This window comes from Gordonia humi (assembly GCF_014197435.1).
Classification (GTDB): domain Bacteria; phylum Actinomycetota; class Actinomycetes; order Mycobacteriales; family Mycobacteriaceae; genus Gordonia; species Gordonia humi.
The window spans coordinates 4416610-4430922 of record NZ_JACIFP010000001.1 but is presented as its reverse complement, the minus strand read 5'-3'; the positions used below and the strand labels follow the sequence as shown (position 1 = coordinate 4430922).

Here is a 14313-nt window from a genome sequence, read left to right as displayed (position 1 = left end):
GAAGCTGTGATCCAGCCGTGTCGAAATGTGATGGGACGCACCGTCGGTGAGTGGCGCCGCTCACCGCGAGAAGGTGACCGCCGGCCGATTCGAACCGTCGTTTCGGTTCCGAACGGGACCCGCGCCGGGCACCGGTACCGATACCGTTGACTCATGTCCGATTACGCGAATGAGTTCGCCCGCAGCATCGACGATCCCGACGGGTTCTGGCTCGACGCCGCGCGCGGCGTCGACTGGATCACTGCGCCCGCCACGGCTCTGGACGACGCCGCGCCGCCGATCTACCGGTGGTTTCCCGATGCGACCCTCAACACCAGCGTCAACGCCCTCGACCGGCACGTCGCATCCGGGCGCGGCGAACAGAGCGCACTGATCTGGGACTCGGCGATGACCGGGACCGTCCGGACCTACACCTACGCCCACCTCCTCGACGAGGTCGCGCGGTTCGCCGGTGTGCTCGCCGCGCAGGGGGTCGGCAAGGGCGACCGCGTCGTCGTCTACATGCCGATGATCCCCGAAGCGGCGATCGCGATGCTCGCGTGCGCACGGATCGGTGTCGTCCACTCGGTGGTATTCGGCGGATTCGCGGCGCCGGAGTTGGCCACCCGCATCGACGACGCCGAGCCGGTCGCCGTCGTCACCGCGTCCGGCGGACTCGAACCGGGCCGTGTCGTCGAGTATCTGCCGCTCGTGGCGGCGGCTGTCGAACAGGCGTCGGCCACCCCGCGGACCGTGATCGTGAAGAACCGGGACGAGGTCCCCGGATCGGCCGCCGACCAGGAGGGCTGGCTCGACTGGGACACCGAGATCGGCTCGGCAGAGCCCGCCGAACCCGTCGAGGTCGCCGCGACCGACCCGTTGTACATCCTGTACACGTCGGGGACGACCGGTAAGCCCAAGGGTGTGGTCCGGGACAACGGCGGCCACGCCGTCGCGCTGACCTGGTCGATGTACAACGTCTACGGCATATCGCCCGGCGAGGTGTGGTGGACGGCGTCCGATGTCGGCTGGGTGGTCGGCCACAGCTACATCGTCTACGCGCCGCTGTTCGTCGGCGCCACCACCGTCATGTACGAGGGAAAGCCGGTCGGCACACCCGACGCGGGTGCGTTCTGGCGCGTCGTCGCCGACCACGGAGTGTCCGCCCTGTTCACCGCGCCCACCGCCATCCGCGCCGTACGCAAGGCCGATCCGGACGCCGCCGAACTCGCGAAGTACGACGTGTCGTCGCTGCGCACCCTGTTCGCGGCCGGTGAGCGACTCGATCCCGACACCTACGAGTGGGCCTCGAAGGTCCTCGGCGTGCCCGTCGTCGACCACTGGTGGCAGACCGAGACCGGTTGGGCGATCGTCGCCAACCTCCGCGGACTCGACCCGATGCCGCTCAAGGCCGGGTCGCCCAGCGTCCCGGTCCCCGGGTACGACGTCCAGATCCTCGACGCGGAGGGGACGCCGGTCGGGGCCGGGACCGAAGGCAACATCGTCGTCAAGCTGCCGCTGCCGCCCGCGACTCTCGCGGGTCTGTGGCGCGACGAGGAGCGATACCGTTCCTCGTACCTGAACACCTTCACCGGCTACTACCTCACCGGCGACTCCGGCTACATCGACGCCGACGGTTACGTGTTCGTCCTGGGGCGTTCCGACGACGTCATCAACGTCGCAGGTCACCGGCTCTCGACCGGGTCGATCGAGGCGGTGGTCGCGACGCATCCGGCGGTGGCCGAATGCGCGGTCGTCGGCATCCACGACGATCTGAAGGGGCAGCGGCCGGGTGGATACGTGGTCCTCAAGGCCGGAGCGGACATCGATGAGGACACGCTCCGAGCGGAGTTGGTCGCCCGCGTGCGCGAGGAGATCGGTGCCGTCGCGACCTTCCGCGACGTCACCGTCGTCGCGGCGCTGCCGAAGACGAGGTCGGGCAAGATCCTCCGCAAGACCATGCGGCAGATCGTCGACGGCGAGAAGTACACGGTGCCGTCGACCATCGAGGATCCGGCCGTGTTGGAGGCGCTGATCGACCAACTGGGGAGCTGATCGATCGATCGACCGTATACAGTCCCGGTATGAGGACGGTCACACCATCGATGTCACGGACGGTCGGCGTCGCGGTCGCGTTGACGGCACTCGTCGCGACGGCGGTGCATCCGCCGACCGCGGCGGCCGAGCGGCAGGCCGCCGCGCCCACCACACTGCACTTCCGTGTGCCCGACGGCCACGGCGGCAGCTGCGACGTGGTCGGCGACCTGTACCGTCCCGCGGGCGCGAGTCGAAGCCGTCCGGTGCCGGCGGTGATGGGCACCAACGGATTCGCCGGATCCAAGGACGATCTCGCGCCGATGGCCGAGATGTTCGCCGCGCGGGGCTACGCGGTGCTCGCGTACTCCGGGCTGGGCTTCGGCGGGTCGAGCTGCCGAGTGACCCTGGACAGTCCCACTCCCGACGGCCGGGCGGCGTCGACCTTGATCGGCTATCTCGGCGGGGCGTCCGGCATCGCCTACACCGACGCCGGCCACCGGACGACCGCGCCGCCGGTCGACTTCGTGATTCGCGACGACGCCTCGGAGGGGCGGGTCCACGATCCGCGCGTGGGCATGTTCGGCGGATCGTACGGCGGGGCGGTGCAGTTCGCCGCCGCTGCGACGGACCCGAGGCTGGACGCGATCGTTCCGATGGCGACGTGGAACGACCTGTCGTACTCGATCGTTCCGAACAACACCGGACAGACCTCCGGCGTCACCACGAGCGCGCCGGGCGCCTTCAAACTCAACTGGGGTGTCACATTCGCCGCCGCGGGTGTGGCGGCCGGCGTCGCTCACGCCACGGTGACACCCGACCGGCTCACCGGCTGTCCCAACTTTCCGCGCGAGGTGTGCGACGGAATCGCGCAGGGCGTCGCCACCGGAGTTCCTTCGCGCGCCGTCGTCGACCGGCTGCGCTCGGCGTCGGTGTCGACCTACATCGACCGGGTGAGGACTCCGACGCTGCTCGTCCAAGGCGAACAGGACACGCTGTTCAACCTCAACGAATCGTCCGCCACGTACGCCGCGCTGGCCGAGCGGGGCGTGCCGACTCAGCTGATCTGGTACTCCGGCGGCCACTCGGGGACGGCCGCCACCGGTGACATCGACGAGAGCGCACCCGATCCGCGACGCCAGTACGTCACGGGACGCATCGTCGAATGGTTCGACACCCACCTGAAGAGGAACTCCGCACCCGGCGGACCGACGTTCTCGTACTACCGACCGTGGGCCGACCGGGGAGACGCCCGGGCGGCGTACGCGTTCGCCGACTCCGTCGCCGCGCCCGATCACATCCGACTGGCGTTCTCCGGTACCAATGCGCTCGTGTCCGACCGCTCGCAGACCCGCCCCGGACGCGCGCGACTGACGACGCCTGCGATTCCGATCCCGGCGGGCAGCGACGCCGCCGACGGGATAGGCGTGGCGGGTGCCACGATCGACGACGATCCCGGAACGTTCGTCCGGTGGACGTCGGCACGACTGACCGATGCGATCGACGTGGTCGGATCGCCGTCGGCGACGCTGAGCGTCGACGCTCGCGAGAACGGCCGCGCGGTCCGTCGCGATTCGCTGGTCCTGTTCCTGAAAGTCGTCGACGTCGCGCCGAACGGGACGGCGACGACGGTCGGCGACCTCGTCGCACCCGCTCGGATCGGCGATCCGGCGCGGCCGTTCACCGTCACGATGCCCGCCGTCGCACACCGCTTCGGAGCCGGTCATCGGGTGCGCCTCGTGATCGCCGGGAACTCGTCGAACTATCGGCCCGGCGAGCCGTCGGCGTCGGTGTCGATTCCGGCCTCGGGTGGTTCGCTGACACTGCCGGTTCGGTCGTAGCGGAGCGGCCGCCGGGGGTCAGCAGGTGCTCGGTGCGGCCTCGCCTTCTTCGCGGGCCTTCGTCCAGGTGAGGAGGTCGGCGACGGCGGGGGAGTCCGGATCGACGATGTCGAGGTGGCCCAGGCCCGGATACATCGTGAACTGCACCGTGCTCCCGGTCGCGCACTGCGCCGCCACATACTGTCGCTGACCTTGAGGATTGATCAACGGATCGGCCGCTCCCTGAGCGAGGAAGACCGGCATCGTGAGCTCGGCCGACGGAGTGTTCTGTGTCAACCGAGCGGCGAGCGGCCCCTGGTTCGGCGGCTGCGCGTACGGATCGTCACCGAGGATCAGGGCCTCGATCACCGACACCGTGGCCGCGGGCTGGTGCAGACAGCGAGCGGCCATCGCGCGCATCGGCAGCCGTGCCTGGACTTTGAGATAGTCCTCGGCGCGTACGTCCGGATATGCGCGCGAGTAGGCGTCCACGACGTAGGAGGCCAGCAGCGGTCCGCCGGTCATCGTCGTCAGATCGCCCGCCAGGGACACCAGATCGGACGCAGGCGAGATCGCCGCGACGCCGGTGAGGTCGACATCGGGCGCATAGGCGGGGGCGAGCAGACCGGTCCACAAGGCGGCGTGGCCGCCCTGCGAGTGACCCCAGACGATGGTCGGTCGCGCCAGTTCCAGCTCGGGCATCTGGTGTGCGGCGCGCACCGAGTCGAGCACCGAGCGGGCCTCGCCCTGCCCGATCACATACGGCGACGGCCCCTCCGTGCCCAGCCCGACGTAGTCGGTCGCGACCATCACACCCCCGGAGGCGATCACCTGGGGCAGGGCGGGCGTCGCACCGGCTTGGAAAGGATCGGCGGCCAGTGACGGCGCACATCCTCGGGTGATACCCGTCGTGCCGTGCGCCCAGGCGATCACCGGTGCGGGTCCGGGCGGCGGGTCGTCCGGTGCGACGACCAGCGCACTGGCCAACGCCGGACGCCCCTCCACGAGCGTGGTCGTGTACAGGATGCGCCAGGCGCGCGCATGGGGCGGGAGGCCGCGGGAGAACGGTTCGCTGCGCAGCAGCGTTCCCGGGGCGGCCGCGGGATCGACGCTCGCCGTGTAGAAGTCGTCGGGGGTCGGCGCGGCCTCGTGCGCGCGCAGACTCAGCACGGCGAGTGGAACCGCGACGGCGACGGCGATGACGCCGGCGGCGAGCCGGAGGACGCGGTGGGTCCGGGGTCGATGCTCGTGGTCACCGCGGATCGCGCGACCGCAGAGGGTGACACCGAACCAGATCAGCGCTAGACCCGCGACGAAGGCGGCGGCGAACACCGTCACGCCGGGCCACGCCAGGGCGGCCACGGCGACCGCGACGGCCGCGACGCCGAGGAGTGCGTCGCCGATTCGCGGCACCGCGTCGCCGGGCCGTGCCGCGGCCACGAGGCGGGCGGCGCCCCACCCGATCAGCCCGACATCCGCGACGACGGCGACCGCCACGATCGACAGCCCCTGCCAGATCAGCAGTACCGCACCGGTGACGACGAGCGCGCCGCCGCCGACTCCGCGCAGCACCCGTGCCTCGGTCGTCGCCCGCATCAGTTCGCCGACACCGGAGACGACGAGACCGACGGCGACGACGAGTGCGAGGACCGGAACCGAGGCGAACGGGCGGAGGGCGAACACGACGCCGACAGCGATGGTGACGACGCCGACCACGCCGTTGCGCACGCGAGAAGCCATCCACCGACAGTAGACGGCCGCGGCCGCGACTATCGGCCGAAGCGCGTCTCCTAGCCGATGACGCCCGGCCGGAGTAGCCGTCGCATCGCGTCCATCACCTCGGCGGTGGTCACCGACTCGGTGACCGAACGCTCGACGATCAGTGCGTTCACCGCCCCGATGTAGCCGGCCCACACCAGCGGCGACGTCGTGGCCACCGCGAGTCCCTGTTCCTGCCCGGCTTCGGTCACCGACCCCAACAGGGCCGACCACTCGGCCCGGCCCGCGTGCCGATGCTCTTCGAAGTCCGGGCTCACGCCGACGGCTTCGATGAAGTTCACCCGGGTGCGTTCGGGGCTCGCCGCGTAGTAGTCGACGAACGCGCCGACCCCCGCATCGAGGAGGGCTTCGAGCCCGACCTCATCGCGCAGCGCGGCGGTCAGCGCATCCGACACGGCCGCTCTCGACTCGGTCTGCAACTGGTCGTACAGGGCGCGCAGGAGTTGCTCGCGGTCGGAGAACAGCTCGTAGAACTGGCGGGACGAGTGACCGGCCTCCTTGCAGACGGCCGGGACCGATGTCGCCGCGTATCCGTCCCTGCCGAACAGCGTCAGCGCGGCGTCGAGGAATCGGCCGCGGCGCTGACGGCGTCGGTCCTCGATCGACTGCCCTCGGTAACTCCTCGCCTCGGCCATAGGCCCAGGTTACCCGGGGTACGACACGGCTACCGTCCTCGGCCGATGGCCGCGCCGAACAGTGCGGACAGGTCGTTTCCGACGGTGTCGGAGAACGCCGGCCACCAGCGGGCGTCGCTGGTCATCGTCGTCTCGTCGCGCGTGGTGCACCCGGGTGTCGCGGGCTTGCCGTCGAGGCGGTCCTTGAGCCACAGCAGGGCGAGCGGTGCGCCCGCGATCTCGGCGAGGATGTGCTCGGACAGGTGGTCGCGCGTGTACGTGATCGACGGGCCCTCGCTGCGGCAGTAGGTACGGACCAGCGTGTTCACCTGGCCGACCGGAATGATCTCGTCGAGGGCGGAGTTCCAGATGTACATCGGCATGTCCGGGCGGGCCCGGCCCATCTTCGTATCGGCGAGCACGCGTTTGACCGCGGGGGCGTCGAGCGGGTCGCCGGGCCAGTTGATGAGGCCCTTGTTGTTCAGGAACGGCAGGACCGTCGACTGGTGCTGAACGCACAGCGGTCCCTTGACGTCTCGAAGTGCCCGGCCGAGCGGGTTCAGGTGCTTGTCGAGGAAGGCGTCGAAGTAGCGGTACTCGCGTGCGAGCCCGATGATCGCGCCGAGGACCAGACCGCTGGTGGCACTGTTCTGTGCGGCGTTGAGCACGGGCTTCATATCGGCGGGCACGCCGCCCTCGGCCGCCCCGACGATGTTCAGCTCCGGAGCGTAGGTCTGCTTGAGTTCGGCGGTGTGACCGGTGACGATGGCGCCACCGGAGTATCCGTACAGGCCGATCGGCGAGGCGGCAGTGATGCTCGACGGTGCGAACGACTTCGCGGCTCGGAGGCTGTCGAGGGTGATCCGTGCGCCGAGCGGTCCCGCGGCGTACGCGTGGTTCGGGCCCTCGTGATCGGGCATGACCACCGCGTACCCCTGCGCGAGGAATCCCTGGGCGATGAGCAGTTCGGCCGGGGCGACGACCTGTCCGAGGAGCGCGCCGGCGTTCATGTGCTGCACGGCGTACGACGTCGCGCAATAGCCCGCGGTCGAGTCCTCGGCGATCTGCATCGAGATCACCTTGCGCGGCCCGGTCGGGGTCGTGCCGCGAGGCTTGAGGATCGTCGTGACGGCGGGAATCGCCCGACCCGACGTGTCAGTGGATCGGAACGAGAGCTGCCAGGCGTCGACGTTGATCGGCACCGCACCGAAGTTCGCCGGGGTGATGCGCCGGGCCGCGATGATCTCGCCGGGCGCGGCGGCGGCGACCTTCGCGGGCGCCGGGCGATAGAACGACGGATCGAGTTCGGAGGGCAGCGGCACGAGAGGCGCCGGGGCGATGGGCGTGCTCGCGGGTGCCGCGGCGGCGGGTCCGACCGCCAGACTCGCGGCGAGTGTCACCGTCGCCAATGCGGCGAACGCGGTCGCCAGTGATCTGTGCATGTTCTACTCCCCCAGTGTGAAACACGAATATTTCAAATACCGGGGGAGCATATGTCACAGTGACTCGGAACACAAACCGCTCTCGCGCTCAGGCGGAGTCGGCGGTCATCTCCAGAAGCGCGCCACGCATCACCTTGCCGGTCGGGTTGCGCGGGAGGTCGGCGACGATGAACACGTCGCGAGGCACCTTGTGTCGAGCGAGGTTCGCCTTCACGTGGGCGCGCACGCCGTCGGCGTCGAGTGTCGCGTCCGCGCGCAGGACGATCACCGCGCGCAGTCGCTGCCCGTACTCGGGGTCGGGGACGCCCAGGACCGCGGCGTCCTCGACGTCGTCGTGCGCGGCGATCAGCTGCTCCACCTCCTGCGGGTACACGTTCTCGCCGCCGGAGACGATCATGTCGTCGGCGCGTCCGTCAACGAACAGCAGGCCGTTCTCGTCGAGGTGTCCGACGTCGCCGGTGGACATGTAGCCCTCCTGCATCGGCTTGCCGGTCCCGTCGGTGTAGCCGGAGAACGCGACCGCGCAGCGAACGAAGATCTCGCCGCGACGGCCCGGTTCGACGACCTGTTCGCCGCGGTCGATCAGGCGCAGCCGCGCGGTGACCGGCGGGCGTCCGGCCGTGCCGGGTGCCAGACGGAGCTCGTCCGGGGTGGCCACGGCGGCCACCGACACCTCGGTTGAGCCGTACAGGTTGTAGAGGACGTCGCCGAACCGGTCCTGGATCCGCTCGGACAGCTCGGGGGTGAGCGGGGAGCCGGCCACCACGATGCCGCGGAGCGAGCTCAGATCGTGACGGGCGATCTCGTCGGCCCCGAGGTCGAGGATCCGGCTGAGCATGGTGGGCACTGCCACGAGCATCTCGGCGCGGTTGGCGGCGATCGCCTCGAGCGTCGTCACGGCGTCGAACCGGCGCATGGTGACCACATTGTTGCCCAGGCCCGCGCAGACCAGCCAGAGCGCGAAACCGGTGCCGTGGAACATGGGCGTGGCGATCACCGCGGCCGACTCCCGGGGGATCGGCAGGCGGTCCAGCAGCATGGCGCTTCCCAGTGGGGACACCTTGCCGCGCGGCGCGCCCTTCGGGGTGCCGGTGGTGCCGCTGGTCAGCACGGTCAGGCGCGACGGCGACGCGGGCGTCGGAACCGGTCGGGGCGCCCGGGCGACGAGGTCGTCCAGGACGATCGCGCCGGCGGGCGGTTCGTCGTCGAGCCAGGTGATGATGCGCGGCAGGTCGTCGAGGTCGCTGAGCAGGTCGGTGAACTCCGCGTCGTGCAGGACCGCCGACACCTTCTCGCGGCGGGCGACGTCGGCGAGTTGCGCCCCGGCGAAACCGGTGTTGAACATGACGAGGTTGAATCCGGCCTTGCCCGCTGCGACGACGGTGGTGAGCAGCCCGCGATGATCCCTGGCGAGCATGCCGACGGCGGCTCCCGCCGAAACGCCCATGTCCAGGAGGGCGTTCGCGAGAGCGTCCGATCGCTCGTCGAGCTCACGGTAGGTCAGACTGCCGCGCTCGTCGGTCACGGCGACCGAGTCCGGATACTCCAGCACGGCCTTGGTCATCAGGCCGACCGCGGGGCCGTTGGTCCGGTTCGACCGCAGCACGGCGGCGATGTGGGCGGGCTTGCTCAGGTCGACGAGTCCGGACGAGGTGAGGACACGCACCGCCTTCGCGGCTTCGACGACGTCGGTCACCCGGGGGTTCTCGGTGATCTCGTGAATGATGCTGCCGATGCCCATGCGTGCTCCCTTGCGATGTCGCTCGCGCCGCACCCCGTGTGCGGCGTAAGTTTCATTATGGAACAGATTTGTAGATTTGTCTCTACCTGCTGGGGTGGAGACGCGACAGCGCCCCCGCCCTGGGGGCGGAGGCGCTGTGGGCGATCGGCTCACTTGAGTTCGGCGCTGCTCTTTCCGAGGATGCGTCGAGCGATGATCAGCTGCTGGATCTGCTGGGTGCCCTCGAAGATGTCGAGGATCTTCGAATCGCGCGCCCACTTCTCCAGGAGCGTCCGCTCGGAGTAGCCGACGGTCGAGGCCAGTTCGACGGCCTTGTTCGTCACGTCGGTTCCGGTGCGGCCCGCCTTGGCCTTCGACATCGAGGCCTCGAGCGAGTTCGGCTTCTTGTTGTCGGCCATCCACGCCGCGCGCAGCGTCAACAGGTACGACGCCTCCCAGTCGGCCTCCAGGCGGATGAACTCGGCGGCGGCCGCGGGCTGATCGGCGGCGGGCTTGTCGTAGTCGATCTCGATACCGGCGTCCTCGAGGAGCTTGCGCAGTTCCTCAAGAGAGGCCCGGCTGACTCCGACGGCCATCGCCGCCACCATCGGGCGGGTGTTGTCGAAGGTCTGCATGACGCCGCCGAAGCCCTTCTTGACGTCCACCTCCGGCGAGCCGAGCAGGTACTCCTTGGGGATGCGGCAGTCCTCGAAGCGGATCACCGCGGTGTCGGACGCGCGGATGCCGAGCTTGTGCTCGAGCCGCGCGACCGTGACGCCCGGGTGCTCGCGCGGCACGACGAAGCTCTTGATCGCCGCGCGGCCGAGGCTGCGGTCGACCGACGCCCAGACCACGATGTGGGAGGCGCGCGATCCGGCGGTCACGAAGATCTTCTCGCCGTTGATCACGTAGTCGTCGCCGTCTGGGGTGGCGGTCGTGGTGACCGCCGCCGAGTCGGAGCCGAAGCTCGGCTCGGTGATCGCCATCGCGGCCCACACCTCGTCGCCGCCTCCGAGCATCTCGAGCTGCTCGTCGGTGGCGACCGCTGCGATCGCCGCGTTGCCCAGTCCCTGGTACGGGATCGACAGCATCAGGGCGACGTCGCCGTACGAGGCCCACATCGAGTTGAGCACCGACTGCATGTTGCCGCCGTTGGCGACGTAGCCCTCGGGGCGTTCCTTGTTCGCGTCGCCGCGCCCGCCCGCGGCACCGGCGCCGGCCTGGCCGGTCGCGGCGAGGCCGTTGTACAGGCTGGCCAGCGTGTCGAGCTCCACCGGATAGCTGTGCTCGGCGAGGTCGTACTTGCGGCTGATGGGTCGGAAGATCTGCAGGGCGGCCTGACGCGCCTGGTCGATCGTGTTGTCCAGCTTCTTCGGCAGTTCCAGATTGATAGCCATGCGTTACTCCTAGCTCGTCGGTCCCCTAGAGGACGACGACGCCCTCGCCGATGCCCGCACCGCGCAGGTCGCGGTACCACCGCTCCACCGGGTGCTCCTTGGTGAAGCCGTGGCCGCCGAGCAGCTGCACGCCGTCGAGGCCGACCTGCAGACCCTTGTCGATGGTCAGCTTGCGCGCCAGCGCCGCTTCGCGGGCGAACGGCAGGCCCTGCTCGGCACGCGAGGCGCCGCGCTGGGTCACCAGGCGCAGCCCGTCGATCTCGGTGGCCATGTTCGCGACCATGAACGCCACGGCCTGGCGGTTGGAGATCGGCTCGCCGAACGCCTCGCGCTCGTTGACGTAGGGGACGACGTAGTCGAGTACGGCGGTCGCCGTTCCGACTGCCAGCGCCGACCAGCCCAGGCGCGACAGGCGGACCACATCGCGGTACGAGGCCTCGGCGGCGTCGCCCTCGGACTCGCCGAGAAGCGCGTTCGCCGGCACCGACACGTTGTCGAGCACCAGGCGGCCCATGCCCGCGGCGCGCAGGCCCATGCCGGGATCGGCCTCGACGGACAGGCCGTCGGTGTCGGACTCGACGATGAACAGGGCGGGGCGGCCGTCGAGCTGTGCGCCGACGATGAACAGCTCAGCGCTGCCCGCGGCGGGAACGAAGCTCTTCACGCCGGTCAGGCGGTATCCGCTCGGGACGCGGGCGGCCTTGGTGGCCAGGTTGAACGCGTCGAAGAGCGGCTTCGGCTCGGCGATGACGACCGCCGACGTCGGAACGTTCTCACCGGCGAAATCGGGAAGGTAGGTCTTCTGCTGGCCGTCGCTGCCGAAGTTGGTCAGCGTGGTCGCCACACCGCTCGGGGCCAGCAGGGGGACGGCCAGTCCCATGTCGCCGTAGGCCATCGCCTCGGCGACGAGCGCGTTGGTCACGACGTTGCGATCGGTGGCCGCGCCCTCGAGTTCCTCGGGGACGTTGATCATGGTGATGCCGAGCTCGGCCGACCGCTTGAGGATGTCCTCGGGCGCGGTGGCCGCGGCGTCGGCGTCGTAGGCGGCCGGGCGCAGGATCTCGGTGGCGAACTCCTTCACCGTCTCGGCGATCATGCCCTGCTCTTCGTCCGGGGTCAGATCGAAGAATCCCTTGGACGGCGTGCTCGGGCGCTGCGGCTTGCCCGAGCTCGTGACCTGAGTGAACGCGCGGTTCGCGGCGCCGAGTGTCTTGAAGCCGGTCTTGGTGGCCTCGTAGGCGACACGGTTGATCGGCTCACGGAGGCCGTACTTCTCGGCCAGGTCGGAGCCGGTGATCGCGGTCAGCACACGCATGGCTGCGCCGATCGGACTGCGCTTGTGGGGGGCTGCGCCGACGGAAGATTCGTCGCGGGGTTCGATGTTCGTGGTCATTTCCTCACCAGTGTCTCGATCGGACTTCAACGGTGGAGCAATGTTCTTACTCCGTAGTAAGAACAGACCTTACTCGTCGGTAAGAAGGTTGTCACCCCCATTCGGCCACTACCGTCTAAAGGTATGCGATTCACACACTTTCAGCACTCCTGCGTCCTCGTCGAACATGCCGGCACACGGGTTCTGTTCGATCCCGGCACGTTCTCGTCGGGATTCGAGGCACTGACCGGACTCGATGCGATCCTGGTGACCCATCAGCACCCCGACCACGCCGATCCGGAGCGACTGCCCGCGCTGGTCGCCGCGAACCCGGCCGCCGTCCGTTATGCCGATCCACAGACCGCGGCCCAGCTCAACGAGCGGGGCGACGCGGGCACGTGGTCGGTGATCGGACCGGGCGAAGTGCTGTCGGTGGGGGCGTTCACCGTGCGCGGCACCGGCGGTCGCCATGCGGTGATCCACCCGGAACTGCCCGTGGTCGACAACATCTCGTACGTCCTCGACACGGACGAGATGGTCGGGGCGTTCTGCCATCCCGGCGACTCTCTCTACATTCCGTTCGAGCGGATCGACGTCCTCGCGATCCCGGCCGCGGCGCCGTGGCTCAAAGTCAGCGAGCCGGTCGACTACCTGCGCGCGGTGAACCCGCGGGTGGCGTTCCCGATCCATCAGGCGGTGCAGTCGGCGGCCGGGATCGCCACGCACAACGCGCGGATCGGCGGGATGGCGCCGAGTGGAACGACGTTCCAGGTGCTCGAGGCGGGTGTGGCGACCGAGGTGTGACGGCTGAGGTCTGACGGCCGAGGCTAGCGCTGGAGCGGACTGTAGAACACCAGCCCGTTGCCCTTGTTGTCGTAGACGACGGCGCGGCGCTCGTGTGCGTCGTCGTACGGCTGCGCGACGATGCCGCCGCCCGCCGCCTCGACGGCCTTGGCCGCGGCGTCGACGTCGTCGGTCTTGATGCCGACGACCACCTGGCCGTGGATCGGATGGTCGACCTTCGTCGCGAGCGCGAGAGTGACGGCGCCGCCGTCGAGGGCGGCGAAGTGTGCGCCGTCGCGGAACTTCAGCGCCATGCCCGCGGCCTCCTGATAGAACGCGATGGACGCGTCCAGGTCGTCGGTGGACAGGATGATCATCTTCACTTCGGCGGTCACGTGGTTCTCCTCGTGGTCGGTGGCGGTTGTCGACTCCACCTCTACGCGTGATCGACGGCCAGCGGTAGGGAATTGCGGTCCTCCGGCTCGCGGATGCGGCAGCGACCGGCGATTCGTCACCGCAGCGCGGCGAGGATCTCCTCGTGCAGAAGCCCGTTCGAGGCGACGGCGCTGCCGCCCGCCGGGCCGGGTGCGCCGTCGAGGGCGGTGAAACGCCCGCCCGCTTCGCGAACCAGGATGTCGAGCGGCGCCAGATCCCAGAGGGACACCTCGGGCTCGGCGGCGACGTCGACGGCGCCCTCGGCGACGAGGCAGTAGTTGAAGAAGTCGCCGTAGCCGCGGACCCGCCAGACCCGGTCGGTCAGATCGACGAACCGATCCCGGATTCCGCGGTCGGCCCAGCCGGACAGCGACGAGAACGCCAACGACGATTCGGCGACGTCGCGTACCCCCGACACTCCGATCGCGCGGGACTCGCCGTCGTGCGCGGCGAAGGCGCCGTCACCGGCCGAGGCCCACCACCGTCGGTTCAACGCGGGGGCGCTCACCACCCCGACGACGGGCACGCCGTCGTCGAGCAGTGCGATCAGCGTCGACCACACCGGCACGCCGCGGACGAAGTTCTTGGTGCCGTCGATCGGGTCGATCACCCACTGGCGACCCGTCAGGATCTGGTCGCCGCCGAACTCCTCGCCGAGCACGGCGTCGGCGGGACGGGCGACGGACAGCCGGTCGCGGAGCAGTCGCTCGCACGCGAGGTCGGCGTCCGAGACCGGAGTCAGATCGGGTTTGGCGTCGACCCGCAGGTCGAGGGCGCCGAATCGGGCCGTCGTCAACTCGTCGGCGGCAGCGGCGAGGTCGAGGGCGAGGGTCAGATCGGACGCGTACACGGAACCGTCGGAGAGTGCAGCCACGGCTGACGACGCTACCAGTCGTCACCGCGGCTCGGCGGCGGCCGTGGCGAGCTCGCACAGGTAC

11 protein-coding genes are annotated in these 14313 nt (G+C 69.7%); 3 read left to right on the top strand and 8 right to left on the bottom strand.

Translation table 11 applies throughout. The annotated features are described in order from the left end of the window. Positions 1 to 153 precede the first annotated feature (153 nt). Complete coding sequence (locus BKA16_RS20485) at positions 154 to 2034, top strand: propionyl-CoA synthetase (RefSeq protein ID WP_183372408.1); 1881 nt, start codon at positions 154 to 156, stop codon at positions 2032 to 2034. A gap of 29 nt (positions 2035 to 2063) precedes the next feature. Continuing rightward, a complete protein-coding gene (locus BKA16_RS20480) occupies positions 2064 to 3854 on the top strand; it encodes an alpha/beta fold hydrolase (RefSeq protein WP_246371838.1) in 1791 nt (596 codons plus the stop codon). Positions 3855 to 3872: 18 nt separating this feature from the next. Here the strand turns inward: BKA16_RS20480 and BKA16_RS20475 are convergent, their stop codons facing one another. The 6 genes from BKA16_RS20475 to BKA16_RS20450 all read right to left on the bottom strand — a co-directional run bounded on the left by BKA16_RS20475 (position 3873) and on the right by BKA16_RS20450 (position 12178). Then, entirely contained in the window at positions 3873 to 5573 is a 1701-nt protein-coding gene (locus BKA16_RS20475) for a lipase family protein (RefSeq protein ID WP_183372407.1), read from the bottom strand. A 50-nt stretch (positions 5574 to 5623) separates the two neighbouring features. Further along, positions 5624 to 6247, bottom strand: coding sequence for a TetR/AcrR family transcriptional regulator (locus BKA16_RS20470; RefSeq protein ID WP_183372406.1), 624 nt, complete (start codon positions 6245 to 6247; stop codon positions 5624 to 5626). Between the two features lie 29 nt (positions 6248 to 6276). Then, the gene (locus BKA16_RS20465; RefSeq protein WP_183372405.1) at positions 6277 to 7668 is read right to left on the bottom strand and encodes a lipase family protein; all 1392 of its coding nucleotides are present in this window, start codon (positions 7666 to 7668) and stop codon (positions 6277 to 6279) included. Between the two features lie 88 nt (positions 7669 to 7756). Next, positions 7757 to 9409 carry an AMP-binding protein gene (locus tag BKA16_RS20460; RefSeq protein WP_183372404.1) on the bottom strand — a complete coding sequence of 551 codons (1653 nt, stop codon included), beginning with the start codon at positions 9407 to 9409 and terminating at the stop codon, positions 7757 to 7759. A 149-nt stretch (positions 9410 to 9558) separates the two neighbouring features. Further along, the gene (locus BKA16_RS20455; RefSeq protein ID WP_183372403.1) at positions 9559 to 10785 is read right to left on the bottom strand and encodes an acyl-CoA dehydrogenase family protein; all 1227 of its coding nucleotides are present in this window, start codon (positions 10783 to 10785) and stop codon (positions 9559 to 9561) included. Positions 10786 to 10810: 25 nt separating this feature from the next. Continuing rightward, on the bottom strand, positions 10811 to 12178 hold the full coding sequence (locus tag BKA16_RS20450) for an acyl-CoA dehydrogenase family protein (RefSeq protein ID WP_183372402.1): 1368 nt from the start codon (positions 12176 to 12178) through the stop codon (positions 10811 to 10813). Positions 12179 to 12301: 123 nt separating this feature from the next. On the opposite strand from BKA16_RS20450, the gene BKA16_RS20445 reads away from it, so the two are divergent. Beyond that, positions 12302 to 12961: an MBL fold metallo-hydrolase gene (locus BKA16_RS20445; RefSeq protein ID WP_183372401.1), complete on the top strand. Its 660-nt coding sequence runs from the start codon at positions 12302 to 12304 to the stop codon at positions 12959 to 12961. Between the two features lie 23 nt (positions 12962 to 12984). On the opposite strand, the gene BKA16_RS20440 is transcribed toward BKA16_RS20445, so the two are convergent. Both BKA16_RS20440 and hisN read right to left on the bottom strand, forming a co-directional pair. Next, positions 12985 to 13317, bottom strand: coding sequence for a VOC family protein (locus BKA16_RS20440; RefSeq protein WP_183373216.1), 333 nt, complete (start codon positions 13315 to 13317; stop codon positions 12985 to 12987). Positions 13318 to 13451: 134 nt separating this feature from the next. Beyond that, positions 13452 to 14249: a histidinol-phosphatase gene (gene hisN / locus BKA16_RS20435; RefSeq protein WP_183372400.1), complete on the bottom strand. Its 798-nt coding sequence runs from the start codon at positions 14247 to 14249 to the stop codon at positions 13452 to 13454. Positions 14250 to 14313 lie beyond the last annotated feature (64 nt).